Genomic DNA, 25,721 nt, shown 5'->3' with positions numbered 1-25,721 from the left:
TTCTCCACGCTCTCCCGCCACGCCGGCCGCGTGAAAACGACAAAATCCCGAGCAAACGCTCGGGATTAAGCCATGAAGCTCTTAGGCAGTTGCTTCTGCAGCAGCCTCTTCAGCCGGAACAATGTTGACCAGACGACGGCCACGCTTGACGCCGAACTCAACAGAGCCTGCAGCGAGAGCGAACAGGGTATCGTCGCCGCCGCGACCAACGTTCTCACCCGGGTGGAACTTGGTGCCGCGCTGACGCACGATGATCTCGCCGGCCTTAACCTGCTGACCACCGAAGCGCTTGACGCCGAGACGCTTGGACTCAGAATCGCGACCGTTGCTGGAGCTGGAAGCACCCTTCTTGTGTGCCATGTGGTTTTCCCTCCTTCAGGGATGAATTAGTGCCGGTTAAGGCTTACTTGATACCGGTAATCTTCAGCGTGGTCACCGGCTGACGGTGACCGAGGCGACGCTTGTAACCAGTCTTGTTCTTGTACTTGAGGATGTCGATCTTCGGGCCCTTGCCCTGCTCGACAATTTCAGCGGAGACGGAGACCTTCTCGAGGTCTGCGGCCTTCGACTTGACGGTTGCGCCATCGACGAGCAGAACCGGGGTGAGAGCAACGGAGGAACCCGGCTCACCCTCGATCTTCTCGACCTTGACGAGGTCACCTTCAGCAACCTTGTACTGCTTTCCGCCGGTCTTGACGATCGCGTACATAGAGGGCTACCCCTTATCTAAACTCGGCTCGCTAGCAGCTGGGTGGTGCCGCTAACGAATGGACATTGGACATTGGCGTTTAGAACCACATCCGCGAGAGACGTGCGGAAACCGCAGCGCGTCCCATCGAGCGCATTCATGGTCTAAACAGCGACTGTCAAAGACTACCCCGTGAGGGGGCGAAAAGGCAAAACGCCTTTTCTAGCGCGACCTGCGCCGTGCTACTCGACGCCTCCCGCGCCCGCCCCTGCGCCTTGTCGACGCCGTAGTCTCCTCGCGCTCCTTCGCCTCAGTGCTGTGCTCCGCGCCCCTACCGCGTTCCTTCGGTGCCGGCGCGGATTGGCTCTGCGCCATCTTGCGCACCACTCGGCGGCGACCGCGGCTGCGGGTCGCGCGCACGTTCATGTTCTCGCCCGACTCCGCGGCCTTGCGCTCTGCCTTGGCCTCCTTTTTAGAGGTGGCCAGCGGAGCGTCCTTGGCTGGGGTCTCGCCCTGTGCAAAGTCTTCGCGCTTCGGGCGAATATCCGAACGGGAATTTCCGCGTGTGCGGCGCTTGCGGCGCGGCGAGTTCTCGAAAGCCTCGACGGCTTCCTCGTAGGTTGGCTCCGAGCGCTGTGCGGAGGACTTCTTCTCCGCTTCAGCGTTCTTAGCGTTCCTATCCTGCTTGCCTTGCTGCGCGCGCAAGCCCTCACTCGTCTCCTCGCGCTGTGGCTCCCGGAAGGTACGCGTTGCCCGGCGCGGCTTGCGCGAGCGCTTCTGCTTGGATTTCGGCTTCGATCGCTTCGCTTCCAGGCTTTCCGCTACCGCGTAGCCAATGGACGCGCTATCCGGCGTCTCCGCGTCATCGTCGTCCACGACGACCACGCTGGCCACGAGTTCCTCCAGCGAAGATTCTTCGTCGCGCGCTGCTTCTTCATTGTCAGCACGGGCAGCCTCATGCTCGGAAGCGGCATCGTCGTCCTCGCGATGCATACGGACGGCGGCCGGGTGCTTCTTCGGATCGCGCTGCGGTGCACGGCGTTCCTTACGGCCGCGGCGCTGCGGCTTCGAGTTATCCTCTTCCGTCTCCTCATCAACCGGGTACTCGTGAATGATGATTCCTCGGCCATGGCAGGCCTCGCACTCGGTGGAGAAAGTCTCGATGAGGCCGGTGCCCACGCGCTTGCGCGTCATCTGCACCAAGCCCAGTGAGGTGACCTCAGAAACCTGGTGACGAGTCCGGTCGCGCCCCAACGCTTCCTTGAGGCGGCGCAGCACCAGATCCTGGTTTTCCGGCAAGACCATATCGATGAAGTCCACGACGATCATGCCGCCGATATCGCGCAGGCGCATCTGGCGCACGATCTCCTCGGCCGCCTCGAGGTTATTTCGCGTCACCGTCTCTTCCAGGTTGCCGCCGGAGCCGGTGAACTTGCCCGTGTTGACGTCAATGACCGTCATGGCCTCAGTGCGGTCGATGACGAGGGTGCCGCCAGACGGCAGCCACACCTTGCGGCCCAGGGCCTTCTGCAGCTGCTCATCAATGCGGTAGGCGCTGAAGGCATCCTCGCCATCGTGCTCGCGGGCGTCGTATCGCACCACGCGGTCGGCCAAGTCATGCGCCATGGAATCAACGTAGGCGCTGACCGTGTTGTAGGAACGCTTGCCGTCCACCACCAAGGTGCTGAAGTCCTCGTTGAAAAGGTCACGCACCACCTTGATGAGCAGGTCCGGCTCTTCGTACAGGGTGACCGGCTTGGCGCCCTTCGTTGCCTTTTCGTGCGCGGCGCGGGCGCTAATGTCCTCCCACAATGAGTGGAGGCGGTTGACGTCGGACGCGATGTCCTCCTCCGACACGTTTTCCGCTGCGGTGCGGATGATGGCGCCGCCATCCCCCGGGATGACGCGCTCCAGAATCCCCTTGAGGCGCTTGCGCTCCGGCGCCGGCAGCTTGCGGGAAATGCCCGCGCTGCGCCCGCCCGGCACATACACCAGGAAACGACCGGCCAGGGAAATCTGAGTGGTCAAACGTGCGCCCTTGTGCCCGATGGGATCCTTGGCCACCTGGACCAGGACTTGGTCACCGGACTTCAGCGCGTTTTCCACCTTGCGGCTGCGCCCACCAATGCCCAGGGCGCGCCAGTCGATGTCTCCCGCGTACAGCACGCCGTTTCGGCCCTGTCCGATATCGACGAAGGCGGCCTCCATCGAAGGCAAGACATTTTGCACGCGGCCCAAGTAGATATTGCCAATCTGGGAAGGGTGCGTCTCGGTCGTGACAAAGTGCTCGACCAGGAGATCATCCTCCAGCACACCAACCTGGGTGATGATGCCAGCGCCGTCGGTACGCTGCTTATCGCGCACCACCATGGTGCGCTCTACAGATTCGCGGCGCGCCAAAAACTCCGCTTGGGAGACGATGTGCTGGCGCTCGCGGCCCTTCTCCCGCAGCTCCGCACGGCGGCGACGCTGCGCCTCGATGCGGGTTGAGCCCTTAATCGCCTTCGGCTCGTCGATGTGCTCGACTTCCTCGCGGACTACCCCGCGGCCTTCTGCTCCGCGGCCACGAGAGGTACCGCGGCTGCCGCGACGGCGACCGCGCGGCTGGCTTGCCGGTGCCGAATCTTCCTCGATTTCTTCCTCGCGTTTTTCTGACTTCTGACGCTTGGCCAGCGGAGTGATCTTCGGCGCCATGAAGACCGGCGCGAAGTCGTACACGTCCGGGTCTTCCTCAGCCATCGGGGTGATCAGCGGAGTGAGCTCGTCGTCCTCGTCGCTATCACCGGCCTCGGCGAGCGCCTCGTGCAGCATTTCGGCATCGACCTTGTCGACGATCTGCGAAATCTCGTTATCAACGTTCTTGCGCACGCGCTCGCGCAGCTTTTCTTCTTCCTCGCTCAGCTGCTCCGGCTGCCCGGCCTGTTCAGTATCCTGTGTCGAGTCCTGTGCCTGTGCAGCTTCCTGCGGCTCCCCCGCGCCATCCTGTTGCGCAGCAGACTCTTCCGGTGCGGGTTCCTCTGCCTGCTCCTTCGGCTCAGCCTTCTTGCCTGCCTTGCTCACGCGCTTCGCCGCGCGCTTGGTGCGCTTCTTCTTCACCGTCTTCTCCGGCTTTTCCTCAGCCGGGGCTTCAGTAGTTTCTTCGACAGGTTCTTCGGGGGTCTGCGCAGCATCGGCCGTGACTGCAGCCTGCTCGGCGTCCTCGGCGGCGGCCTGATTGGTGTCCTCAGTGGCTGGCACGAGGGCATCGATAAGCTGACCCACCTCCTCCGGCGTAAGTGTGGATTGTGCGGACTTCTTGATGCCCATCTCCGCGAACTGGGCCACCAATTCCTTGGAGGCCACGCCCACCTGCTTAGCCAAGGCATAAAGGCGAGTCTTAGGCGCGAGCGCCTCGCGGTCAATCCCCGCTACAGCCGCGGCCAACGTCGATTCAGTGCGTGCTTCTTCTGTTTCTGTTTTCTTCTTGGATGCCATCAGTGGCTAATCTCCTGACGTTGTGCTCACCCCGGGCGCAGGTTGCCGCCACACGGCGGTGAGACTTTGAAAAAATTCTCTTCATCTTTATTTAGTTGTCAGTGCCTTCCATTCTGGCACAGAGCTCGACCGAGGCTCACATGTTAGTATCGCCGCTATGTCCGACAGCGCGCCCACAAACACACCGGCAGAGCGGAAAATACCTGTCCACGCGCCACGCACAGTGGCGCAGGCGCGCGCTCGTAACGAGATTGCACTGCGGGATATTGTGACCGTGGCCGTGCCCGCGGGCATCGCCTCCGGCCTTCGCGCCGTTGACCTCCCTTACCCCTACGCGGTCCCGGTCTACGCGGTACTCATCATGGTGATGCTCTACGGAGTCTTCCGCATCATTCGCAGCGAGCCGAGGTTGGTGCAGGCCTCCCAAGAAGAGTACCGGGCGGGCGATTACCCTCTTCTCGCCTATTTTCTACCGGTGCTTGCTATCTTCTCCCCTCTCATCACTGAGGGAATTAAATCCACCGGGATTATCGGCGATGTCTCACCCAACCCTATCCTTATCGCCGCTGGACTTACTGCTTTCTCCATCCCTGCGTTCATCTTCGGTGGCCGCGCTTTCGGTACCACCTCCTACCGAGTGGGCAAGCGACGCATCAAGGCCATCACCGAACAAGGAAGCCTCGAAGGCGTCACTCAAGCGAGCATCGCCGCAGTAGAAACTCACCCGGAAGTCCTCAGCGGGCTAGTCGCCGCCGGTGCAGTCACTGGCAATACCACCTCCATCTCTGAGCTGGGGCGGCTGATCGGCTACGAGGAGGGGCTCGAAGAAGAACTCCGTGAACTCGAAGCGGCCGGCGTGGTGAAACTGCCTGGTCTCATCAAGTGGAGTGGTGAGCGGACCTTTAACATCACTCTGACCGAAGCTGGCGTGCGCAGCATGGACGCTGCACGCACGCGCTAGCGCGGAAGAGTGGCATCTCCCGGGAAGAGTTTCGGGCCAATCCAAAGTATGAAATAGACCAGACCAACGAGGACTGGAATCTCAACAAGAGGACCAATCGTTCCGGCAAGGGCTTGAGCAGACATCGCTCCGAAGGTGCCGATGGATACTGCAATAGCAAGCTCAAAGTTGTTTCCTGCTGCAGTGAACGCCACGCTGGCAGACTGCGCGTAATTCATGCCAACGGCCTTTGCTACGCCCAGCGACAGCACAAACATGCCCACGAAGTAGATAACCAGCGGCACGGCCACGCGCACTACCGTTGCTGGCTGCTCCACAATGTGCTCGCCCTGCAGGGAAAAGAGCAACACAATTGTGTACAGCAGACCAATCATGGCCAGGGGCGATACGGCTGGGAGGAAGCGGTTCTCAAACCATTCCCGTCCTTTTACCTTTTCGCCCCACACGCGAGACAGCGCACCCAACAGGAACGGTATGCCCAAGAAGACGAGTACGGCCTTGACGATGGCCCAGAAGGAAAAGTCAGCGCTCGTCGTGTCCAGGCCCAGCCATCCGGGGAGGACGCGCAGGTAGAACCAACCCAGAACACCAAACATAGCGACCTGGAAGATGGAGTTCAGGGCGACAAGCACAGCCGTTGCCTCGCGGTCAGCGCATGAGAGGTCCGACCACACAAGCACCATGGCGATACAGCGAGCAAGGCCCACGATGATGAGGCCGGTGCGCAGCTCCGGCTGGTCCGCCAAGAACAGCCACGCCAGGGTAAACATAAACGCCGGCCCCACCAGCCAGTTGAGGACGAGCGATACCGCCATGAGGCGGCCATCCGTGGCAATTTCCTTGGTCTTCTCGTAGCGAACCTTGGCCAAGGGTGGGTACATCATGACGAGGAGACCAATGGCGATCGGGATGGAAATCCCGCCGATTTCAACGGCGCCCAAGGCTTGGCCAATCCCGGGAATGAAGTGGCCAATGAGCAGTCCGGCAGCCATCGCCAGAATGATCCACATGGGTAAAAATCGGTCAAGAAAAGACAACTTCGGGCGCTGCGACACAGCCATGTCCCCCCTCCTTCGACGTTAAACAATGGACAATACAAACATGCAATATACAGCACGTATTGATACGCGTCAATATAACGTAGGGTGCAAGGATAACCCCTATACTGATCGCATGGCTTCCTCTTCCACGCCCGAAACCAGCGCGCCCAGCACTGAGTGTTGCTCCTTAAGCACAGGCCCGCTCAGCGACGCCGAGGCGAGGCATTTTTCGCAGCAATTCAAAGTGCTGGCAGACCCTGCCCGCCTGCGTCTTTTGTCCATCCTGTGTGATGAAGGCTGTGGGCCCATGAGCGTCACGGAACTCACCGAGCTCACTGCGCTGAGTCAGCCCACGGTCTCGCACCACCTAGCGCGCCTGCGGGAAGCCGGCTTGCTATCCAGACAGCAATGCGGCCGCACCGTCACCCATCAGGTGCACAAAGACGCTTTTGCGGCCTTGCGCACGCTGCTGTCGTTCGACTAACCGGTACCTGATCGGATCTGCGCTCGAGCACACAGGACGGGTTCGGGTTAAGGGTCAGAAATGACAAAAGCCCGAGCGCTATGCTCGGGCTTCGTTACGCGCTCAGCGCGGTAATCATAGTTAGAGGTTCGGGAACCAGATGGAGATCTCGCGCTCAGCGGACTCCGGGGAGTCGGAACCGTGGACGACGTTCTCGCCAACGGTCAGAGCGAAGTCACCGCGAATGGTACCCGGGGTAGCCTTCTCCACCGGGTGGGTGCCACCGGCCAGCTGACGCCATGCGGCGATAGCGGACTCGCCCTCGACGATGCCAGCAACCAACGGTGCAGAGGTGATGAAGTCAACGAGCTCGCCGAAGAAAGGCTTGTCCTCGTGCTCGGCGTAGTGCTTCTTTGCGGTCTCCTCGTCGGCGACGCGCAGATCCATGGCGACGAGCTTCAGGCCCTTGCGCTCGATGCGGGAGATAATCTCGCCCACGTGGCCGTTCTTGACGCCGTCCGGCTTGATGAGAATCAGTGTACGTTCAGTCATAGGGCACATAGTACAGAATGGGTGCTCCCGCGTCCTGCCAGTGGGCCAATTATTAAGCGCTACGTAAGACGTTGCACGATTTCCTCCGCGCGCTCATGGCTCGTGCCACGAAACCACAGCTGCACTTGGCGCACGGCCGTGCCGTATTGACCGCTCTCCAGCAGGCCTTTCAGATCCTCGCGCTGCCACTCCTCCAGATCCGCAAACTCCACCGGCTTCTCATCGCGCTGCTGCTTGAGCATGCCCACGACGAGGAACACAAAGGCCGGGAGCATCAGCGCAAGCGGGAGCGCAAAGCCCCCAACATACAGCTTGGCCACGAGTGCGGCGATGCACAGCAGCGCGGAAAGACCATAGAGGAGAAAGAGCATGCCCGTTAGTGTAGCGCGTCCAGCGTCGACTGCAGCCAGGCGCGAGAACTCATGAGCAGGCGCTTTGCCACCGCGGTATGGGGAGCCCACAGCTCGAAGGCATGCACGCCGCCGTCTACGACCTCGCATTGCGTGGGCACGCCGGCAGACTTCAGACGCTCGGCGTAGTCCACAATTTCGTCGTAGAAAAGCTCACTGCTCCCCGCATACAACCAAGCCGGTGGCAGACCTGCTAACTCCGCGCGGCGACCGGGCACGGCATAGGGTGCGTCTGGGTTGCCGTTGGTGTAGTAGCGCCAAGCCTGCGCATTGGAGTCCGCGTCCCAGATGGGATTGCGGTCGGTGGAGGCAGCGCGGTCATCGAGCATCGGGCAAAAGAGCCACTGCCCCGCCGGCTGAATTCCGCCTTCATCTAGGAGGCGCTGGCACAGTGCGGCGGCGAGCCCTCCCCCGGCGCTTTGGCCGCCGATGACAATCCGATCTGGGCTGATTCCCAGATCTTCCGCATGCGTGAGGAGCCAGTGGTGGGCCGAGTGGACGTCGTCAAGCGCGGCCGGATAGGGGTTCTCCGGGGCATAGCGGTAGTGCGGCGCAATGACGGTGACACCGACTTCCGCGGCGGTCTCCTTGAGGTGTTTGACGTCTTGGCGCGGATGGCCCATGAGCAGCCCTCCGCCGTGGATCCACAGCACAGCGCCGCGCGGGTTCTCCGGGCTATAGATGGTCGCGCGGATATCGGAATTCTTCACCTGCTGCGTGCGCACGCCCTGGATATAGGGTGCGGGCCACAGCGCGGGAACTACACGCCCGGCGCGGCGGATCAGCGGATTGGTTGGATCCCACAGTGAGATGAACGCCGCGCCCGCGCGCAGCTCCGGGCGAATATACACCGCTGCGGCCTACTTCTCAGTCAGGTGCTGCGTGGTGAGGTAACCGCGTTCCATGCGGGCGACGATCACCGAGCGCATATAGGCCGCGAGCGCCCAGAGCAGGGCGAAGATGATGAAGATCGTGGCCACGGACCAATGGACCATGAAGCCGAGAACAATGCCGATAATGTGGAGGACAATCTGTGCCCCAACGATCCACGGCTTATTCATGAAGGGGAAGGATGCAAGCAGTAGCACCATAAAGCCGATCACCACGCCGTAGTTAAACGGGGTCCACAGAGTGCCGTCATACAGCTTGTACAGCATTGGCAGCGCCAGAACCAGGGTGATCAGTTCCATGGTGAGGGAGCTGGCCACCACCATGCCGCCGAATTGCTTGAGGGGATCCTTGGCCGGTGCTTGGCCTAGTCCGAGCGGGCCGATCTCCTCCTCAGGGATGGGTTTGCGGGGGCTCATGCGGGCTCCTTTCCAAAGAGTGCGCGGGCGTCACCAGCAGTGACCACCGAGCCGGTAATCACGATGCCGGATCCGGACTGCACGTCGGCGTCCTCCGCCAATTCAACGGCCTGAGTATAGGCACTAGGCAGGTCGGGCTCGACGTACACCCGTTCTTCACCGAAGATGTCGCGCGCCAGCTCCGCTAGCTCATAGGCATCGCGGGCGCGCGGCGAGGTGTTCTGTGTGATCACGACTTCCGTGAGGACCGACTCGAGGGCAGTGAGGATGCCGGCGGCATCCTTGTCCGTGAAGATGGATACCACGCCGATGAGGCGCGCGAAATCGAAGTCTCGGTCGAGCGCTGCGGTCAGGGCCTTCGCGCCGTGCGGGTTGTGGCAAGCATCCAGGAAGGTCGTGGGGCTCGTGCGCACGCGCTCCAAGCGGCCGGGGGAAATGGCCTTGGCAAAGCCGGTGCGCACCGAAGCAATGTCGAGTGGGTGGCCCGCCGACGCCCCGAAGAACGCCTCCACCGCCGCCAACGCCACGGCCGCGTTCTTGGCTTGGTGCTCGCCGTGCAGGGGCAGGAAGATGTCTTCGTAGAGACCGCCCAAACCCTGGATCGTGAGCTGCTGGCCGCCCACCGCAATGCGGGATTCCAGCGCGGCGAATTCGGAGCCGGCGCGAGCCACGCCAGCGCCGACGTCCACGGTGCGCTGCAGGATAACCCGCATGGCTTCTGGGTCTTGCTCGGCAATGATGGCGATGTTCTCCCCCGGCGTGAGCACGTCGTCGGCATCGTGCTCACGGGCCTTGATAATGCCGGCCTTCTCACCGGCGATCTCGGTGATGGTGTCACCGAGGTAGTCCGTGTGGTCGAGGCCTACCGGCATGACCACGGCCACTTCCGCGTTAACCACGTTGGTGGCATCCCACGTGCCGCCGAGGCCCACCTCGACGACGGCGACGTCGATGGGGGCATCGGCAAAGGCTGCGTAGGAAATGGCAACAAGCACTTCGAAGGTGGACATGGGAATGTCGGAGCGGGAATCCACCATCTCCACATAAGGCTTGATTTCGCGCCAGATGCGCACGAAGTCGCGCGGGTGGATGGGGTGGCCGTCGATGCCGATGCGCTCGGTCACCAGCTGTAGGTGGGGGCTGGTGACGAGGCCTACGCGGCGGTGGAAGGAGCGCAGCAGCGAATCGATCATGCGGGCGGTCGAGGACTTGCCGTTGGTTCCAGCGACCTGGATGACGTGGAAGGAACGCTCCGGATTGCCCAACAGATCCATGAGCATCTCGATGCGCTCGAGGCTGGGCTCAATGATGGTCTCTGGGGCGCGCGCGTTGAGCTCCGCGGTTACCTGAGCCAGCTCCGCGAGCTCCTCCGGCGTGGCCTGCTCGGGCGCTGCCTCCTCGTAGTCATCCTCGCCGCCGAGGTTGAGTGTTAGGCCGGAGTCGGTGATTTCGACCGGCCCGCCATCGGTGCCCTCCGCGAGGGCATCGACGACCTCAAATTCCTCGCGGTCTTTCTCCCCCGCCACTACTTGAGTCCCTTCAGACGTGCGGTGATGCGCTCGACTTCTTCCTGGGCCACCTGCTGGCGAACGCGGATCTTCTCCACGACTGCCTCCGGCGCCTTGGACAGGAAGGCCTCGTTGCCCAGCTTCTTGCCGGTCTGGTCCAGTTCCTTCTGGGCCTTGGCCAGATCCTTCTCCAGGCGCTTGCGCTCGGCTTCGACGTCGACGGCGCCGGAGGTATCCAGGGTGACCTCGACGGTGGCCTGGGACAGGCGCACCTCGATGGAAGCAGAGGCGGTGAAGTCTTCGCCCGGCTCCGTGGTGTTGGCCAAGTTGCGGATGAGCCCCTCCTGCTCCTGCAGGTCGGCCGCGGCGAAGTCGAGGCGGCCCGGGACCTTCTGGGAAGGCTTGACACCCTGATCGGAGCGGAAGCGACGCAGCTCGGTGATGAGCTTGTCGGCGTCCTGAATGCGGCGCGCGGCCACCTCATCCTTCTCCGCGCCACCGTTGGTGTGCTCCTGGGTAGGCCACTGCGCGGTGACAATGGTCTCCCCGCCAGTCAGAGCCTTCCACAGGACCTCGGTGACAAACGGCATGGTCGGGTGCAGCAGGCGCAGAACCAGGTCAAGAACGCGGCCCAGAACGATCTGGGTCGTGCGTCCGGTGGCCTGCTCCTCGGCGCTCGCCCCATCGAAGTCACGCGGGATCTGGGTCTTGGCAATCTCCAGGTACCAGTCACACAGCTCATCCCACACGAAGTGGTAGAGCAGCTCATTGGCCTTGGCGAACTGGTAGTCATCCAGGTAGGCGTCCACCTTGGCGCGGACCTCTTCGGAACGGTCGAGGATCCAACGGTCGGCGTCGGTCAGCGCGTCGCGTGCCGGCAGCTCAGCCACGCCCGCGCCGTTCATGAGCGCGAACTTGGTGGCGTTGAAGAGCTTGGTGGCGAAGTTGCGACCGGCGGCGGCAGCGTCGACAGCCAGCGGCAGGTCCACGCCCGGGTTCGCGCCGCGAGTCAGGGTGAAACGCAGTGCGTCCGCACCATAGTCGCGCACCCAATCCATCGGGTCGATGCCATTGCCCAGGGACTTCGACATCTTGCGGCCCTGCTCATCGCGCACCAGGCCGTGCAGGTAGATGTCGGTGAACGGAACCTGCGGGCGGCCATCCTTGCCCTCACCGAGCAGCTCCGGGGTGTGGGCGCCGGCGAAGGTTCCGAACATCATCATGCGGGCGACCCAGAAGAAGAGGATGTCATAGGCGGTGACCAGCACGTTCGTGGGGAAGAACTTCTCCAGATCGGCGGTCTTTTCCGGCCAGCCCATCGTGGAGAAAGGCCACAGCGCGGAGGAGAACCAGGTGTCCAGAACGTCCGGATCCTGGACGTAGCCTTCCGGTGCTTCCTCGTCGGGGCCGAGGCAGACAATATCTCGCTGGCCGTCCTCGCCCTCCGGGCCGTACCAGATTGGAATGCGGTGGCCCCACCACAGCTGGCGGGAGATGCACCAATCGTGCATGTCATCAACCCACTCGAAGTAGCGCGGCTCCAGGGACTTCGGGTGGATGGTGGTATCGCCCTCGCGGACGGCGTCGCCAGACATCTTCGCCATCTTCTCCACGGCCACGAACCACTGCAGGCTCAGGCGCGGCTCGATGGGCTCGCCGGAGCGCTCCGAGTGGCCCACGGAGTGGACGTAGGGGCGGATCTCCTTGACGATGCGGCCCTGCTCGCGCAGCGCCTCGCGGATCTCCACGCGGGCTTCCTCGCGGGTCAGGCCGTCGAACTTCGTGCCGGTGTTCGCGATGTGTCCGGTGGTGTCCATGATGGTGGGCATGTCCAGGTCGTGGCGCTGGCCCATGGCGTAGTCATTCGGATCGTGCGCCGGGGTGATCTTCACCGCGCCGGTACCGAATTCCATGTCCACGTAATCATCGGCGATGATCTTCAGGCTAAGATCATCGCGGAAGGGGTGCGGCAGCTCCTTGCCCACCAGGTGGGCGTAGCGCTCGTCCTCGGGGTGGACGGCGATGGCGACGTCGCCCAGCATGGTTTCCACACGGGTGGTGGCCACGATGAGGTGCGGTTCATCGTCGTTCAGCGAGCCATAGCGAATGGACACGAGCTCGCCCTCGACGTCCTTGTACACGACCTCAATATCAGAGACGGCGGTCTCCAGCACTGGGGACCAGTTGACCAGGCGGTTGGCCTGGTAGATCAGGCCCTCGTCGTAGAGGGTCTTGAAGATGGTCTGCACGGCGCGGGAGAGGCCATCGTCCAGCGTGAAGCGCTCGCGGGACCAGTCCACGGAGTCGCCGATGGCGCGCATCTGGTTCTGGATGGTGCCGCCGAACTCTTCCTTCCACTCCCAGACCTTGTTGATGAATTCTTCGCGCTCATAGTCCCAGCGCTTCTTGCCTTCCTGCTCGCGCAGGCGGGCCTCCACCTTGGTCTGTGTGGCGATACCGGCATGGTCAGCACCCGGCAGCCACAAGGTGGCATAGCCCTGCATGCGCTTGCGGCGAATGATGGAGTCGATCAGAGTGTGGTCCAGGGCGTGGCCCATGTGTAGCTGGCCGGTGACGTTCGGCGGCGGCAGCACGATGGAATAAGGCTCCGCCTCCGAGGACGCATCCGGGGTGAAGTAACCGGCGCTTACCCAGCCTTCGTAGAGGTCCTTCTCTACTGCCTGCGGCTCCCAGGACTTGGGAAGCTGGTCCGCGCGGTTGGTGCCAACGAGTTGCTCTTTATTCTGATCAGTCACCTGGCCAACTCTACCCTGTGCGTCAACTGGCACCAGCGGCCTGTCTAGAGTAAGGGCATGTCTCACAATCCTGGCCGCCGCGCCCGTCTCCGCACCCGCCATTTCGCCCGTGCCAAAGAAAACTCTCAGGCCTTCCCGTGCCTGACGAGCTATGACTGCATGACCGCCGAAATCTTCGATGAAGCCGGGGTCGATCTCCTGCTCGTCGGCGATTCCCTGGCCAACGTGGTGTTGGGCCGCGAAACCACGCTCTCGCTCACGCTCGATGAGATCATTCCGCTGGCCCGCGCCGTGGTCTCAGCCACCTCCCGCGCCTTCGTGGTGGTGGATCTGCCCTTTGGTTCCTATGAGGCCGGCCCCACCCAGGCCCTGGAGTCTGCCGTGCGCGTCATGAAGGAAACGGGGGCGCAAGGCGTCAAGTTGGAGGGCGGCGCCGAGCGCGCGCCCATTGTCGCCGCGCTTGTCGACGCCGGCATCCCCGTCTGCGCCCACATCGGCTTCACGCCCCAGCAGGTCCACGCCTTGGGCGGCTTCGTGGTCCAAGGCCGCGGTGCCGGTGCGGACAAGCTTCACGACGACGCCCGCGCCCTCGCCGAGGCCGGCGCCTTCGCCGTGGTGCTGGAGATGGTCCCGGCCGCGTTGGCTGGGGAGGTCACCAAGGAGCTGCCCATTCCCACCATTGGCATCGGCGCGGGTGCGCAGACCGATGGCCAGATTCTGGTGTGGACCGATGCCTTCGGCCTGGGCGGGCCCAAGGCGCCGCGCTTCGTGCGCCGCTACGCCGACCTGCGCGGTGCGCTGCTGGAGGGTGCGAAGGAATACGTGGCGGATGTGGGCGAGCGCTCCTTCCCCAACGCCGAGGAGTCCTTCGAGGACTAAGGTTTTGGCCATGCAGATCCTCACAACTAAATCTGAACTCCGTGCCTTCCGCGCCGCAGTCTCCGGCACCGTGGGCTTGGTGCCCACGATGGGCGCGCTTCACGACGGCCACGCGTCCCTCGTGCGCCGCGCCCGCGAAGAGAACGACACCGTGGTGTGTTCGGTCTTTGTCAATCCCCTCCAGTTCACCGACCTCGGCGACTGCGAAGACTACCGCGCCTACCCGCGCGATCTGGATGCGGATGCCGCGCTGCTGGACTCGCTGGGTGTTGATGCTGTCTTCGCCCCCAGCGTGGAGGAGATGTACCCGGATGGCACCCCGCGGGTGTGGGTGCGCACGGGCGAGATGGGCTCGGTCTTGGAAGGAGCCTCGCGCCCCGGCCACTTTGACGGCGTGGCCACCGTGGTGAGCAAGCTGTTCAACCTCGTACGCCCCGACCGCGCCTACTTTGGGCAGAAGGATGCCCAGCAGGTGGCCATTATTCGGCGCTTGGTGGCGGACCTTGACCTGCCGCTCGACATCGTCAGCGCACCCATCGTGCGAGCAGCGGACGGCGTGGCCGAGTCCAGCCGCAACGCTCGTCTGCGCCCTGCCGAGCGCGAGCAAGCCGTGGCGCTGTCCCAGGCGCTCTTTGCGCTGCGGGACGGTGCTTCCCTCGACGAGGCTGAAGCCCAGCTCGCCTCCTCCCCCGGCGTCATGGTGGACTACCTCACCGTGGTGGACCCGGCCACGCTGGAGCCCATTGATGCGCAACACCGGCCCGCCCTGGCGCTGGTGGCGGCGCAGGTGGGGCCGGTGCGGCTCATCGATAACTTGGTGCTTGAGGCTTAGCCCTTGAGCAGGTGGGCTACGGCCTCGCGCTCCTCACGCAGCTCCTGCACAGAGGCCTCGATGCGTTCCTTCTGGAAATCGTTGAGCTCGAGACCCTGAACGATTTCCCACTTGCCGTCGCGGGCGACGGTGGGGAAACCTGCGACGAGGCCCTCGTCCACGCCATAGGAGCCATCGGAGACGACGGCTGCGGTGCGCCAATCCTCGGTGCCGTGGATCCAGTCGTGCATGTGGTCCACTGCCGCAGACGCTGCGGAAGCGGCTGAGGACTTGCCGCGCACAGCAATGATCTCGGCGCCGCGCTTAGCCACCTTCGGAATCATTTCTTCCTTGTACCAGGTCTCATCAACCTCCGCGTTGGAGAAGGTCAGGTCCGGGAACTGGGATGCAGAGTGGTTGCCCCAGACGGCAACCTTGGTCAGCTCCGCGGTGGGCATGCCCGTCTTGAGGGAGACCTGGCTCTGGGTGCGGTTGTGGTCCAGGCGCATGAGCGCGGTGAACTGGCTCGGGTCCAGGTCCGGTGCACTGTTGGCAGCGATATAAGCGTTAGTGTTGGCCGGGTTACCCACGACGAGGACGCGGACGTCGCGCGCGGCGACGTCGTTCAGCGCCTTGCCCTGCACGGTAAAGATGGCACCGTTAGCCTCCAGCAGGTCTGCGCGCTCCATGCCCTTGGTGCGCGGGCGGGAGCCCACGAGGAAAGCGGCCTTGGTGTCCTTGAAGGCCACATTCGGATCATCGGTCACGGTGATGCCGCGTACCAGCGGGAATGCGGAATCATGAAGCTCCATCGCCACGCCCTCAGCTGCGCCAATGGCGTCCGGGATTTCCAGCAAAGCCAGCTCCACCGGGGTGTCCTTGCCATAGACATCGCCCGCAGCGATGCGCCACAGCAGAGAGTAAGCGATATTTCCGGCGGCGCCGGTCACGGTAATCTTGACGGGTTGGGAAGCAGTCATGTGTGAATCCTTTCGGCTCGGTACTCACCTTCCCAGCCTAGTCCCGTTTTTCGCCCCCATGGGGTGTAATTTTACCCCCGAAAGATGCGAGTTCTTTGTACTTGAGCTCCATGACCGTCTTTTTTCGGCATAGTGGACAACTGTACGCATATTCATCGACTAGACGGGACTTTCCATGAGCACTGAGACTGCATCGGTCGACTCCGGCTCTGTTGAGCGCGTGATCGATGTTGCGATTGCAGAGTTTGCTGAGCACGGCTATGCCGAGACCAAGCTCGAATCCGTGTCGAAGCTGTCTGGGATGTCCAAGCGCATGATCCACTACTACTTCGGGGACAAGAAGGGCCTCTACCAGCAAGCCTTGGCGGCGGCGGCGCGGCGCCTCAACCCGCCGGAGGGCAGCCTGGAGATCAACTCCGCCGTTCCGGTCGAGGGCGTGCGCACCTTGGTGGATTGGTTGTTCCGCCAGCATGTGGATAACCCTGAAGCCATTCGGATGCTGACGATGGAATCCTCCCACAGTGTGCTGGAGTCCTCGCAGGCGCTTGTCGACGTTTCCGAGATCTCCCTCCACCTAGACCGGCTGCTTATGCTGGGCCAAGATTCCGGCGCGTTCCGCCCAGGCATTTCCGCCAACGACATCTTCACGTTGATTTCTGCGCTCACGATGTACCGGGTGACGAATCACGCGATGATGAGCAACCTGCTCGACATCGACATGCATACCCACAACAACACCGAAGGCCTACACCGCATGGCCGTCGATGCCGTGCTGGCCTTCCTCACAGCGAATATCCCCGACATCGGTTTTGAGTCCTACCTCGCTCAGAACGAAACTGAGCTTGACGCCGAGTCAGCACCCTTGGATGTCTACTCCACCGAGGATGAGGGCGACGTGCCCACGGGTCTCTACGAATAGCTCATCACCCCCATATGGCGCCAGCGGCCCATAGTCCCCGCCCTACCCGCTCAGCATGCACGCAAAGACCCATCCCGGCGCCGTTTTGGTGTGGAGATGGGTCCTGGCCCCCGGAAAGTAGACACGTCGGGGGTCAGACCCGTGACCCGCTGAACTCGTCGTGGCCAACCTCACCTCACTACGCACTCTGAAACCGGAAGAGCCGCTTAATGGCCACCAGTGTGTGTTAACCTTGACGAGCTCACTGAAAAGATTGTGGGCTTCGTCGACGCAATCAAACACGTCCGTGCCGTTTCGCAGCCAGCAGTCAAGCCGCCGGGATCTCTTTGAAGAACACGAACAGCATCTGCTTACGGATCTGCCGACAACCCCGTGGCAACACACCGAATGGAAACGGGCAAAAGTGGCCCCGGATTTCCACATCACGGTTGCAACAGTGGGCTACTCCGTTCCGCGCCAGCTTGTTGGCCGCACTGTCGATGTGCGTATCACCGGCCAGCTGTTGACCCTCTTTGACCGGGCAACCGTGTCAACCCACCGGGTTTCGCATAAGCGTGGGGCCTATGTCACTGGCTACGAGCACATTCCATCTGGAATGGACTCCAATCGTGGACTGTGGACAAGCGACTACTTATATCGCGAAGCCAGCAAAGTTGGTCCGGTAACACGCAAAGTCATCGGAAGAAGTGAGTGTCTGATGCAGCGGCTGAATGAAGAAGTGGTTGCATTCTCTAGCCACTTGCAGACGACCAGCCGAAGAGAAACATGCTTCACTTAGTTCCTCGAACGGTGGTCAGCGATGTACTTGTGGTGAAGGTATTTCCAAAGGGAGTAGAAGAGCCCGAACAGGATGAAAGATAAATAGAGTGCCCCGGCTAATAATAGCGAGACCATCATTGACAGCCCGGCGATTGCAAATTTTATCGACGAACCAAGAACTATCACATGAATGATCGAGCTGACCAGTGCGAATATAGCTGCAATCCCAAGGCTGACACACATAAACAGAAATGGTAAACCTGCGAATCTGACAAGATAGATCACCGAGACAGGAAACCCAATTTTATTAAGTCGGTCAGTTGTAATCGTGACCTGATCTACAGCCATTAGAAATGATGTGACCGACAATATTCCTACAAAGAACAGGGGCAAACCAAGCATTACAAGAAAATCCCAATTCTGGATTCCCCCACCCACTTGATTTAATGCGTCAGCCTCTGTGTGTGAAACTGAAAGGACAATAGCTGGAATGCCCAGCACGTAGGACAACGGCAAGACGATAGACTTCGTCATATTATGAAGCTCTGCAGAGAATGCGCCCAGTACAGCTATCCCGGGAGTGACACCAGCCAATCGGGTAGTACCTTTCTCTATCGCTCTGACGATGTGCAGAATAAAGCGACTACATAGCCAAAACAAGGCAGATACCATAGCTAGAATGACAAAAAGTCCTGCTTGAGCACCAGCCTGGACCGCTATTACAAGAAAGACGACGGGCAGTACAGCGGCCAAGTCTCCCCACCGCAGCCTATTGAGCCCGTCAATTGAAACACGTACAGGCTTCGCTCCCGATGCCTGAGTCTTCTGCTTCAAAGCGTAACCAATGAACGTGATAATGCCGACAATGAAAACGCTAACAGTGATTATGAGCGTAGCCATCAAAATTGAATTCAGCGATATCGGCTCAAAAAACTGACCAGGGTACAACAAATCGTCAGAGTCCCGACGGGAAATCAGCATCACTAACCGCTGAAAGAGTACAGCTACAGGATAAGAAAGTAAGATAGCCAAGACTTCGATGAATAGGAGCTGTGCGATGAGCATGACAAGGTACCGTCGAGCCGGCCATCCCACAATTTGTAGACAACCGATGAAATAGTCAAGTTTGGTAAACGCTCTATTCACTATCTGCGGAATGCAGAAAATCGAGGCAATCGTCCAAGAGATAGCAACATTTGTCGCTACATTCACCGTGACAGCCTCACCCACTGCTGTACCTTCAGTCGCGGCTCGGGTATTAAGAACAGCTGCAAGTACGCCGATTGAAAAACCGATAGCTACCGCAGCTGCAACGTTGGGACCTAACGACGCTCGAAAATACGATTTTGTAACTTTAAGCGAGATTGCTTGATCGCGATTGGGATTATCCATTGATTGTCCCGCCGTCCAAACGAACAATACGATCACATAGCTTTGCAATGACCGGATCATGGGTAACGATTAGACCGTGTCCCCCCTGTGAACCGCACCAGTTTTTGATTTCACCAAAAGCCCGATGTGCGTTCTTTTCGTCCAAGCTCCCTGTCGGCTCATCGGCGAATAACAACTTTGGGCCACTAGCCAAGGCCCGCGCGATTGCTGCCCGCTGTGCTTGTCCACCTGAGACTTCTTCAGGCAGAGAGTTCCTTTCTGTTCCAATAGCCAAGCTGTCTAAAACTGTTTTGGGGGAGATCCCCTTCGGCTTACCCGACAAGGCCCAAGACAACTCCGCGTTCTCAAGCAGGTTTAATCCCGGAATCAATAGGTGGTCTTGGAAAACTATTGATACAGAATCCCTTAGATGTTTACGCACCTTTCGTTTTGGCAGGCCCGATATCTGGATTCCATCAAGCACGCTCTTACCTTCGGATAACCGCCCAATACCAGCGAGTCCATTAAGCAGAGTGGTCTTGCCTGACCCAGACGGCCCCATGAGGGCTACCACTTCGCCATTCGCAATCGAGAAGTTCACATTCCGGAATAGCCAATCCTTCCTGTTCTGCACCGTGAATTGAAATCCAGCGTCAATAACCTCAAACATCTACCGGTCCTTCACTGTAGGAAGAAAATTTATCAAGAATGCCATGCCAATGATTCTCTTTAACCGATCAACATCCCATGGCGTATTGGCATGTCCCCCGGAAACATGTAGTTGGATAAGGTCTTCGCGCAGATTCAAGCCGAAGCGGAGCTGGTCCCTGTTACTAATACGTGAATCGTACATAGATGAAAATGACAAGATTGGTAGGTCTTTTTGAGCGACTTCGAAGCCTTTTCTGAGCAAACGTCGGGAAGAGAATGGCAACCTTTGTAAAATATGTTGATTATCAAGGTCTGACAAATATGAGGAACCCTTTGCTGAGATGCATCGATCAAATATCAGGCCCGAATAGGCGGTTCGCTCCTTAGCGATCGACAGAGTAAGGGGCACCGAACCAGCAGAGACGGTGCTAGCAACCACCCGACCTTTGGTCGCAAAATGTTTTGAAATGCAGCTCAAATCATCGGCATAGTCTGCGAGACAGTCTCGTGGCTGAGGCAAAAGCAGCTCCCGAACCCTAAGTAGATTCGAGCCTTCAAACGTAGTTGTGGCGTCTGCAACTCGTTGGCCATAAACCCCATACGAGTGCACTAAGTACGTGTCACAATCATTGTTGACAGAATCTGCTGTGGAAATCTCAACATCACAGATGCTAGATGAGTGTGCTAAATCAAAGACTGGCCAAGAAAGTGATGACCTCCAATACTGTTGGATGTCGCACGATAGCCGTTGAAGAAAGTCGGAGGACACCTCATCTGTAGCCCTGATAGATTGTTGCAATAGCGATTGAGCATCAGTCGCGGAGAAATTTTCTGAAATGTAATGAATTGAAGCTCCAGATTCCAATACTTCCGGTGGGAGTTTTCTAAATGGCCAGGTTTCAGAAATTACGCGATACTCTGCGTTTGCATCCGGAGAGCAAAATTCCCACTCAAGTTCGCCATGCACAAACCTGCACCGCAAAGACTCAATATGTCCCGACCTCCAAACTTTTATAAAGATTTCAGGCTTGTTACGATCCACTAGGAGTACTGGCTCCGCTACAGGGAGAGTCTCGGCTCGAGTTGGAGCATCTGCAAACAACACACGCAAGTACCATCTTTCGTGGCCAGTTGGATCATAGATGCACAGAAGGACTCTGAACTCAACGAGCTCAATTATGTTCGTGACTGCACAAAATGAATCTAGGACTGCAATATCAGGCGAGCCCGAAGTATGAGTGGCTGCATGAAAGCTTCCTGTCTTTTGATCATAATTCAAAATCATCGAGCGCCTCCATTGAAACAATCCTGAGAAGTCCAGGCAAAAGTATGAACCCTCCTGCACCTTCTGATACATCAAAAACATAGCGAAGGGAAGAATCGTCTAAGAAAAGGTCTCCCGCGCTATCCATCGGTAGTAATCTGCGCACCCGCCTGTAGAGGGCAGGTACTGAATATGGACGATCCAGGTAGCTGCTAATTCCAGCGGTTCCCACTATGAGCCCCATCATCCCGTTCGCGAGGCCACTACAAATGCTGAATTCAGTGTCCACAGCGTTCAGCAGACGTTCTGCCTCTGGGCGCAGCCAATCGCCGCCTAGAGTCTTCTTTATCATTGGCAAGAGTAGACCGAATCCGGCGCTCCCTGTGCTGAGGTACGGAAGTAGGCGGTTACCCTGGACGGCGAATAGAGCTCCTTCACTATTGGAGTCGTAGTTCGTCAATTCCTGTTCAACTAAGTAGGTAATGGCTTCTTTTGCTAGTGCAACATCGGATTCATGCATTTCTTCCAACCAGAGAGACAAAATCCATGCCAATCCCAGAGGCCCATACAGCAGGCCTGTACGCTGGTCGTTCGGCCGGTTAGAGTTCTCATGCAAGGGCTTTTCGAAGTGTAAACTCCGTGCTTGCTTTGCAATACGAAGAATCCACTTACGTACTACTCCTTGGTATGCACAAACTTGGCTCGAGAATCGTGCAATCAACAGGAGCTGCAGTACTTCGGATCGTGAGATGCTTGCAGCTGGGGCCTCGATGGACTGGTACTGCTCTTCCAGTCGGTCTATGATCTCAGGAAGCCCAACACCGTAGGATGATTGACTGTGCTGCAAAAAACTAGGTACGACTCGAGCTAAATCCCAGTCGGCTTGTAGAGCTGTCTTGAGATACGCAAATTCCAGGCAATACCCTGCGCCATTTTCAAGGCGATCAGGTGAGACTGAGATGCTGCCAGTTTCGCGGATGCAAAGCTCGGCATCATGACTGATCTTCTGCCTCATTGTTCTTGCTGTAATCGTAGGTTTTTTTGAGTCCGAGAAGGAAGGGTCTAGTAGGGGGTTTCTCAGACGACCATCAACAGCGGCGAGCTTCCTTAGCTGTTTCAACAGCGTGGATACTCTGTGATCATTCAGCATACTTTCATAGGGGTCATCCCATCTGCGATCCCAGCCGGCCTCGTTGAATTGATTTACTCGTGTATTCCCGAAGGTCAGTTCCTGAATAATTTGTCTAAAGGCGAACCAGTCGGATTCTTCCGCATCGTTTACGTTGAAATTGGCGTAGCCTTGTGCTTTAGAGCTTCCGGGAACGTCGTCCGAAGAATTTGTAGCCTCCTCAAAGTCTACGAAATACACTTCTTCGCCATCAGTTAGAACATTACGACCGTGGAGGTCGCGATGGTATACCTCACTGTAATGTAACAGCTTTATGCGCTTTTCCAGCCGAGTTGCAACTTTCAGCACTTCGCGAAGATAAGGAACCCAATCGTCGCCATTTCTCGCATATAGTGGAAATTTCGCTTTCTTAAACTGATGAAGATCTAGGCATTCTAAATCTTCTGTTATTAGCGCGACATCAGTGGCTAACTCGGTTAAAGCAAGAACTCTTGGAGTCGCACCAGAGCTTATAAGTCTGCTTAGTTGTGTGTGCTCGTTCTTGACTCGAAAGGCTCCGTCGTTCAAGTCTTGATCAAAACCTGCAAATTTCCGGCCAAGCTTCAAGAACGCTTTCTTTCCATCAAAAGTGCAGCGGTATATTCCGCCGGCGTTCGACTGCTTTACGAGAGTGACATTTGAAACATCGAGAGTCCTCCCGCTTTGCAGACGGGCAACAGCCTCATGCACGATCTTTAAGTCTGTCTCGGGACTTTGCACTGGGTCCAAGACCTCGCGGCGGTCAGGAACGAGGTCTCCATCGTCATTCAATAAGCAGTACTCTCCGTCGGCATTGACCATTGGGACGAAAGCTCCATACCTGAAGTGGATGCAGGGAACGGGACCGGGCAGGTCGGTTAGAATTTCAGGCCCGTCAAATGGTTTAAGCCTAGAGGCAAGGGCGATTACTACTTTTTCAAAGGATGCTTTGTCGGGGTAAATAGTTATCAGCTTCCCTGCCGATGTGCGATTAGCATTTTTACTGTTTGCAAGAAAGTATGAGTCCCGTGTATTGACTATCTTGAAGTGCAACCGATACTCATCAATAACCGCTAATGTTTGAGTTACGACTTCATCAAGGTCGGTCGGACTTGATGAGATATGTATCTTCCAGCCTTGAGGGGAAATATCGGAACCGATTAGCCGATAGCTGGTCCAATATTCGCCCCGTCGGAGTACATAACCATCGAGCTCTCCCGTCAAGAAATCCTCTGTGGTGTCCTCCAGAGTTGGGAGTGCGTAAAATCTTCGCGAGCGAAGGAGAGCTCCTTCGAAGTTAAACATTTTCCTCAAGCTCCAATACGTTAGCCGGCAGCATAAATTCAACGAAGTCGGAGTTGTGCGTGGACAGTATTACCCTCGCACCATTGTTGACGTGGTTGCGTAGTAGCTTTGCGAGATCTCGTTGATCGTCCGTGCCAAGAGAAGAAGTTGGTTCATCCAGGATTAGCGTTTCTTTGTTAGATGAGAGCGCAGCAGCAATAGCCACTCTTTGTCTCTCGCCTCCGGACATGCGGGCGATAGTGGTCGTCAACGTGCAATCGGGCATTCGCAGACAACTCAAGTTGTTCATGAATCGCTCGGAGTCTGGTCCACTTCCATATAGCTGTAAGGTATCTTCAAGAGTATGTGGAAGTAGCTTCGGTTCTTGACTTACAAAGGCAGTGTCGGTGGGCCCGACCGTGGCTGCAACGTCGTGCAGGAGCGTAGTCTTACCGATGCCGCTAGGACCCAAAATTATGGTGATGCCAGTTGAATCCAGCAGCTTTTGCTGGTTTCTATCCAGGACTTTTAAGACTCGTTCCGGCAGGGCCTTTCGAGGATTCTCAATATCATTTAGAGTGGAAATTTCACGCCACGCAGTGTGTGCCTTTGCCCGTTGGCTGGCCAAAGATAAAGCCCGAAGCAGTGGTGCCATTAATATGAACATGTACATTAGAAACTCGATGAGTTCCGAAGGATCCATGGCTCCTACCCGCACTCGCCATGACGCTACGCCCAAAGTTGTGACGGCCAGGATGGGTACTATAGAACCATTAAATGGTGCAAACTGAGCTTGTATAGTGGCTGACCGGTAGGTTGCTTGCTGTAAATTATCAAAACTGTTTGTTACGATTTTTTTTAGGTGTTCAAGACGCCCATTCAGTGTTGCTACCTTGGCGACCGAGAAGTATGTCAATAGGGTGTCGCTTAGTTCATCTCGAGAGCGGAGGTTTGCCTGTTCCGCCCGAGCCATGCGTTTTAGAAATGGCACACTCAATGCTGAAAGGGAAACTCCCATCGCTAGCACTAAGAGCGTCAATATTGTATCAATACGCAAAAGGGCTATGAAGGCGAAAATGAACATTCCCGCCCCAGGAAGTATCTTGCTTAGCAGTCCTACGATGTAGTGTGCAACTGTATCAGTATCGCCAACGACAACTTGTAGTCCTCTCCCGTGGTTCAGCTCAAACTGGTTTGCGTCGACCGTTGAGATTAGGTCTTTTTGAAGAGATCCTCTTATTTTGGCAATCAAGCGCCCTTCTTGTCGAATCAATAGCGCATTGAAAGTGGTTGCAAGAACTACTACCAGTAATAGGGCTAGTGCTTGCTCTTCGAGACTCTCCCCAACGTTGTTAGAGCCGTCAATTAGCTTCGCTAGTAGGGCGGGCTGTACTATAGAGAATCCTGCGAAGGCGCTTGAAAACGCAAGACACCAAATAATCTGGCTCGTAACTCCCCAACGGCGAAAGCGTCTGGCGATTTCCATAATCATGAGCTACCCACTAAAGTAGACTGGCGGGAGAGGCCCCCTCCCGCCAGTATAATCGGATACATTGCTTTACTAGGCGCTAGTTTCCACAGTAAGACCAAGTGATGGTGCTGACGTCGTTGTCGCCGCAGTGATTCTGGCTGAAGGTGCTCTCCTTCCGTTCCTCACTCTTCATTGCAAGGTCGGTTTCGTCGACCATGGCCTGCAGTGTACGGATGTTCATGTCGCCTCCTTTCCTGAGCTAGGTTGTATCGGTCAGACTATTTATGCCAAGACTGCCGGTCAATGAATGAGGATCAGTGTTTACAAAGAATTAACCGGGAATTAATCGTGGGCATTTGAGACTTATTCCGCTTTGCAGGCAGGCATCGCAAGAAGTTGCGACTCGACCGCCACTTGACTTCGTATCGAACGGTTCCCGGACTGCGACGACCGGAGGTCACAGACTTGAAAGGGTGACGTGTCCTCCGGTTTTCGTCGTGTGGGTAGTTGATGGGAGCTGTCCTCTGGTTGGGGACTTGTAGACGGTAATCTTTCGATCACTACCTGGCTTTGTGCTGACAGAGCCCCACTTGGGGTTGGAGTGGTCTAGGAATTCGGTCCAGTTCATTTGAGAGTGTCTGATGGTTTGTGTGTGGGTACGGGCCTGACCCCGGAAAGTAGATGTTCATGATTCCGTGAGGTTACCCTCGTTTAGTGGACACCCTATTTGTACGGATCTTGTGTCCGTGAGAGAGGATGTTCATTGTGAGTCAACAGCGCAAGAAGTACACGCCGGAGTACCGGCGTGAAGCCGCGAACCTGGTAATCGAGTCAGAGCGCCCGATTGCCCATGTGGCTAAAGAGATTGGTGTTTCCGCCGGGCTTTTAGGCCGGTGGGTCAAACTCGAGCGTGAACGCCGAGGAGCCTCAGATGGGATGAGTGAGGCTGATCTTCGTGCTGAGAATGCTCGCCTGCGCCGTGAGTTGGCAGAGGCCAAGATGGATAACGAGTTTTTGTCAAAAGCG

At 58.2% G+C, this 25,721-nt stretch carries 24 protein-coding genes; 7 read left to right on the top strand and 17 right to left on the bottom strand.

All coding sequences use genetic code 11. The features are described from left to right. Positions 1 to 81 precede the first annotated feature (81 nt). The 3 genes from rpmA to HMPREF2635_RS03070 all read right to left on the bottom strand — a co-directional run bounded on the left by rpmA (position 82) and on the right by HMPREF2635_RS03070 (position 4,162). Positions 82 to 360 carry a 50S ribosomal protein L27 gene (rpmA, locus tag HMPREF2635_RS03080; protein WP_010190882.1) on the bottom strand — a complete coding sequence of 93 codons (279 nt, stop codon included), beginning with the start codon at positions 358 to 360 and terminating at the stop codon, positions 82 to 84. A 43-nt stretch (positions 361 to 403) separates the two neighbouring features. Next, positions 404 to 709, bottom strand: coding sequence for a 50S ribosomal protein L21 (gene rplU / locus HMPREF2635_RS03075; RefSeq protein ID WP_010190885.1), 306 nt, complete (start codon positions 707 to 709; stop codon positions 404 to 406). A gap of 201 nt (positions 710 to 910) precedes the next feature. Continuing rightward, entirely contained in the window at positions 911 to 4,162 is a 3,252-nt protein-coding gene (locus HMPREF2635_RS03070; protein ID WP_070546653.1) for a translation initiation factor IF-2 N-terminal domain-containing protein, read from the bottom strand. Positions 4,163 to 4,319: 157 nt separating this feature from the next. Between HMPREF2635_RS03070 and HMPREF2635_RS03065 the strand changes: the two genes are divergently transcribed. Continuing rightward, the gene (locus HMPREF2635_RS03065) at positions 4,320 to 5,123 is read left to right on the top strand and encodes a hypothetical protein (protein WP_049157132.1); all 804 of its coding nucleotides are present in this window, start codon (positions 4,320 to 4,322) and stop codon (positions 5,121 to 5,123) included. Here HMPREF2635_RS03065 and arsB read toward each other — a convergent pair. Next, on the bottom strand, positions 5,120 to 6,184 hold the full coding sequence (arsB, locus tag HMPREF2635_RS03060) for an ACR3 family arsenite efflux transporter (RefSeq protein WP_049157134.1): 1,065 nt from the start codon (positions 6,182 to 6,184) through the stop codon (positions 5,120 to 5,122). The two genes, HMPREF2635_RS03065 and arsB, sit on opposite strands and share 4 nt — an antisense overlap. Positions 6,185 to 6,296: 112 nt before the next feature. Between arsB and HMPREF2635_RS03055 the strand changes: the two genes are divergently transcribed. Further along, positions 6,297 to 6,647, top strand: coding sequence for an ArsR/SmtB family transcription factor (locus HMPREF2635_RS03055; RefSeq protein WP_046648980.1), 351 nt, complete (start codon positions 6,297 to 6,299; stop codon positions 6,645 to 6,647). Between the two features lie 120 nt (positions 6,648 to 6,767). Here the strand turns inward: HMPREF2635_RS03055 and ndk are convergent, their stop codons facing one another. Genes ndk through HMPREF2635_RS03025 form a run of 6 tightly spaced genes read right to left on the bottom strand, consistent with a single transcriptional unit; the run spans position 6,768 to position 13,159 of the window. After that, positions 6,768 to 7,178 (bottom strand): nucleoside-diphosphate kinase, encoded by a 411-nt coding sequence (gene ndk, locus HMPREF2635_RS03050; RefSeq protein ID WP_039676402.1) that lies wholly within the window; start codon positions 7,176 to 7,178, stop codon positions 6,768 to 6,770. 59 nt (positions 7,179 to 7,237) lie between these two features. Then, positions 7,238 to 7,549, bottom strand: a complete 312-nt coding sequence (locus HMPREF2635_RS03045) for a hypothetical protein (RefSeq protein WP_046648979.1) — start codon at positions 7,547 to 7,549, stop codon at positions 7,238 to 7,240. 5 nt (positions 7,550 to 7,554) lie between these two features. Then, a complete protein-coding gene (locus HMPREF2635_RS03040) occupies positions 7,555 to 8,439 on the bottom strand; it encodes an alpha/beta hydrolase (RefSeq protein WP_070509952.1) in 885 nt (294 codons plus the stop codon). Between the two features lie 9 nt (positions 8,440 to 8,448). Further along, positions 8,449 to 8,895 carry a DUF4233 domain-containing protein gene (locus HMPREF2635_RS03035; protein ID WP_049157140.1) on the bottom strand — a complete coding sequence of 149 codons (447 nt, stop codon included), beginning with the start codon at positions 8,893 to 8,895 and terminating at the stop codon, positions 8,449 to 8,451. Continuing rightward, positions 8,892 to 10,421 carry a bifunctional tetrahydrofolate synthase/dihydrofolate synthase gene (locus HMPREF2635_RS03030; protein ID WP_070546342.1) on the bottom strand — a complete coding sequence of 510 codons (1,530 nt, stop codon included), beginning with the start codon at positions 10,419 to 10,421 and terminating at the stop codon, positions 8,892 to 8,894. Before HMPREF2635_RS03030 ends, HMPREF2635_RS03035 begins: the two co-directional genes overlap by 4 nt. Beyond that, the gene (locus tag HMPREF2635_RS03025) at positions 10,421 to 13,159 is read right to left on the bottom strand and encodes a valine--tRNA ligase (protein ID WP_070546344.1); all 2,739 of its coding nucleotides are present in this window, start codon (positions 13,157 to 13,159) and stop codon (positions 10,421 to 10,423) included. The genes HMPREF2635_RS03030 and HMPREF2635_RS03025 overlap by 1 nt, the downstream gene beginning before the upstream one ends. A gap of 57 nt (positions 13,160 to 13,216) precedes the next feature. Here HMPREF2635_RS03025 and panB point away from each other — a divergent pair, with 57 nt between their 5' ends. Then, entirely contained in the window at positions 13,217 to 14,038 is an 822-nt protein-coding gene (panB, locus tag HMPREF2635_RS03020; protein WP_070546346.1) for a 3-methyl-2-oxobutanoate hydroxymethyltransferase, read from the top strand. 10 nt (positions 14,039 to 14,048) lie between these two features. Continuing rightward, positions 14,049 to 14,870 (top strand): pantoate--beta-alanine ligase, encoded by an 822-nt coding sequence (panC, locus tag HMPREF2635_RS03015; protein WP_070546348.1) that lies wholly within the window; start codon positions 14,049 to 14,051, stop codon positions 14,868 to 14,870. Here panC and HMPREF2635_RS03010 read toward each other — a convergent pair. Further along, complete coding sequence (locus tag HMPREF2635_RS03010; protein WP_070517916.1) at positions 14,867 to 15,829, bottom strand: malate dehydrogenase; 963 nt, start codon at positions 15,827 to 15,829, stop codon at positions 14,867 to 14,869. The two genes, panC and HMPREF2635_RS03010, sit on opposite strands and share 4 nt — an antisense overlap. Positions 15,830 to 16,004: 175 nt before the next feature. Between HMPREF2635_RS03010 and HMPREF2635_RS03005 the strand changes: the two genes are divergently transcribed. Both HMPREF2635_RS03005 and HMPREF2635_RS12885 read left to right on the top strand, forming a co-directional pair. Then, positions 16,005 to 16,748, top strand: coding sequence for a TetR/AcrR family transcriptional regulator (locus HMPREF2635_RS03005; RefSeq protein WP_070509935.1), 744 nt, complete (start codon positions 16,005 to 16,007; stop codon positions 16,746 to 16,748). Between the two features lie 286 nt (positions 16,749 to 17,034). After that, positions 17,035 to 17,526 carry a Mu transposase domain-containing protein gene (locus tag HMPREF2635_RS12885; protein ID WP_232751593.1) on the top strand — a complete coding sequence of 164 codons (492 nt, stop codon included), beginning with the start codon at positions 17,035 to 17,037 and terminating at the stop codon, positions 17,524 to 17,526. On the opposite strand, the gene HMPREF2635_RS03000 is transcribed toward HMPREF2635_RS12885, so the two are convergent. The 6 genes from HMPREF2635_RS03000 to HMPREF2635_RS13390 form a co-directional block, all read right to left on the bottom strand. Next, positions 17,523 to 18,899 (bottom strand): hypothetical protein, encoded by a 1,377-nt coding sequence (locus tag HMPREF2635_RS03000; RefSeq protein WP_141756298.1) that lies wholly within the window; start codon positions 18,897 to 18,899, stop codon positions 17,523 to 17,525. The two genes, HMPREF2635_RS12885 and HMPREF2635_RS03000, sit on opposite strands and share 4 nt — an antisense overlap. After that, positions 18,892 to 19,548 (bottom strand): ABC transporter ATP-binding protein, encoded by a 657-nt coding sequence (locus HMPREF2635_RS02995; RefSeq protein ID WP_049157198.1) that lies wholly within the window; start codon positions 19,546 to 19,548, stop codon positions 18,892 to 18,894. The genes HMPREF2635_RS03000 and HMPREF2635_RS02995 overlap by 8 nt, the downstream gene beginning before the upstream one ends. Continuing rightward, on the bottom strand, positions 19,549 to 20,814 hold the full coding sequence (locus tag HMPREF2635_RS13215; RefSeq protein WP_141745876.1) for a hypothetical protein: 1,266 nt from the start codon (positions 20,812 to 20,814) through the stop codon (positions 19,549 to 19,551). After that, positions 20,798 to 23,245: a class III lanthionine synthetase LanKC N-terminal domain-containing protein gene (locus tag HMPREF2635_RS02990; protein ID WP_070509932.1), complete on the bottom strand. Its 2,448-nt coding sequence runs from the start codon at positions 23,243 to 23,245 to the stop codon at positions 20,798 to 20,800. The genes HMPREF2635_RS13215 and HMPREF2635_RS02990 overlap by 17 nt, the downstream gene beginning before the upstream one ends. Beyond that, positions 23,238 to 24,716, bottom strand: a complete 1,479-nt coding sequence (locus HMPREF2635_RS02985) for an ABC transporter ATP-binding protein (RefSeq protein ID WP_049157201.1) — start codon at positions 24,714 to 24,716, stop codon at positions 23,238 to 23,240. The genes HMPREF2635_RS02990 and HMPREF2635_RS02985 overlap by 8 nt, the downstream gene beginning before the upstream one ends. A 76-nt stretch (positions 24,717 to 24,792) precedes the next feature. After that, positions 24,793 to 24,936: a hypothetical protein gene (locus HMPREF2635_RS13390; RefSeq protein ID WP_158010520.1), complete on the bottom strand. Its 144-nt coding sequence runs from the start codon at positions 24,934 to 24,936 to the stop codon at positions 24,793 to 24,795. Positions 24,937 to 25,460: 524 nt separating this feature from the next. Between HMPREF2635_RS13390 and HMPREF2635_RS02980 the strand changes: the two genes are divergently transcribed. After that, positions 25,461 to 25,721 (top strand): transposase (locus tag HMPREF2635_RS02980; RefSeq protein WP_246824833.1); only part of this gene is annotated, 261 nt, incomplete at its 3' end.

The organism is Corynebacterium sp. HMSC035E02, assembly GCF_001836065.1.
Classification (GTDB): domain Bacteria; phylum Actinomycetota; class Actinomycetes; order Mycobacteriales; family Mycobacteriaceae; genus Corynebacterium; species Corynebacterium hiratae.
This window is presented reverse-complemented; position numbering and strand designations above follow the sequence as displayed.

Excerpts from the sequence above, each read along its gene's own strand:
- HMPREF2635_RS03010 (WP_070517916.1), bottom strand. The coding sequence starts at position 15,829 with ATGACTGCTTCCCAACCCGTCAAGATTACCGTGACCGGCGCCGCCGGA.
- HMPREF2635_RS02995 (WP_049157198.1), bottom strand. The coding sequence starts at position 19,548 with ATGTTTGAGGTTATTGACGCTGGATTTCAATTCACGGTGCAGAACAGG.
- ndk (WP_039676402.1), bottom strand. The coding sequence starts at position 7,178 with ATGACTGAACGTACACTGATTCTCATCAAGCCGGACGGCGTCAAGAAC.
- HMPREF2635_RS03045 (WP_046648979.1), bottom strand. The coding sequence starts at position 7,549 with ATGCTCTTTCTCCTCTATGGTCTTTCCGCGCTGCTGTGCATCGCCGCA.
- HMPREF2635_RS03070 (WP_070546653.1), bottom strand. The coding sequence starts at position 4,162 with ATGGCATCCAAGAAGAAAACAGAAACAGAAGAAGCACGCACTGAATCG.
- arsB (WP_049157134.1), bottom strand. The coding sequence starts at position 6,184 with ATGGCTGTGTCGCAGCGCCCGAAGTTGTCTTTTCTTGACCGATTTTTA.
- rplU (WP_010190885.1), bottom strand. The coding sequence starts at position 709 with ATGTACGCGATCGTCAAGACCGGCGGAAAGCAGTACAAGGTTGCTGAA.
- HMPREF2635_RS03035 (WP_049157140.1), bottom strand. The coding sequence starts at position 8,895 with ATGAGCCCCCGCAAACCCATCCCTGAGGAGGAGATCGGCCCGCTCGGA.
- panC (WP_070546348.1), top strand. The coding sequence starts at position 14,049 with ATGCAGATCCTCACAACTAAATCTGAACTCCGTGCCTTCCGCGCCGCA.
- rpmA (WP_010190882.1), bottom strand. The coding sequence starts at position 360 with ATGGCACACAAGAAGGGTGCTTCCAGCTCCAGCAACGGTCGCGATTCT.
- HMPREF2635_RS03000 (WP_141756298.1), bottom strand. The coding sequence starts at position 18,899 with ATGGATAATCCCAATCGCGATCAAGCAATCTCGCTTAAAGTTACAAAA.
- HMPREF2635_RS02985 (WP_049157201.1), bottom strand. The coding sequence starts at position 24,716 with ATGATTATGGAAATCGCCAGACGCTTTCGCCGTTGGGGAGTTACGAGC.
- HMPREF2635_RS13390 (WP_158010520.1), bottom strand. The coding sequence starts at position 24,936 with ATGAACATCCGTACACTGCAGGCCATGGTCGACGAAACCGACCTTGCA.
- HMPREF2635_RS03005 (WP_070509935.1), top strand. The coding sequence starts at position 16,005 with ATGAGCACTGAGACTGCATCGGTCGACTCCGGCTCTGTTGAGCGCGTG.
- HMPREF2635_RS02990 (WP_070509932.1), bottom strand. The coding sequence starts at position 23,245 with ATGTTTAACTTCGAAGGAGCTCTCCTTCGCTCGCGAAGATTTTACGCA.
- panB (WP_070546346.1), top strand. The coding sequence starts at position 13,217 with ATGTCTCACAATCCTGGCCGCCGCGCCCGTCTCCGCACCCGCCATTTC.
- HMPREF2635_RS03055 (WP_046648980.1), top strand. The coding sequence starts at position 6,297 with ATGGCTTCCTCTTCCACGCCCGAAACCAGCGCGCCCAGCACTGAGTGT.
- HMPREF2635_RS03065 (WP_049157132.1), top strand. The coding sequence starts at position 4,320 with ATGTCCGACAGCGCGCCCACAAACACACCGGCAGAGCGGAAAATACCT.
- HMPREF2635_RS13215 (WP_141745876.1), bottom strand. The coding sequence starts at position 20,814 with ATGATTTTGAATTATGATCAAAAGACAGGAAGCTTTCATGCAGCCACT.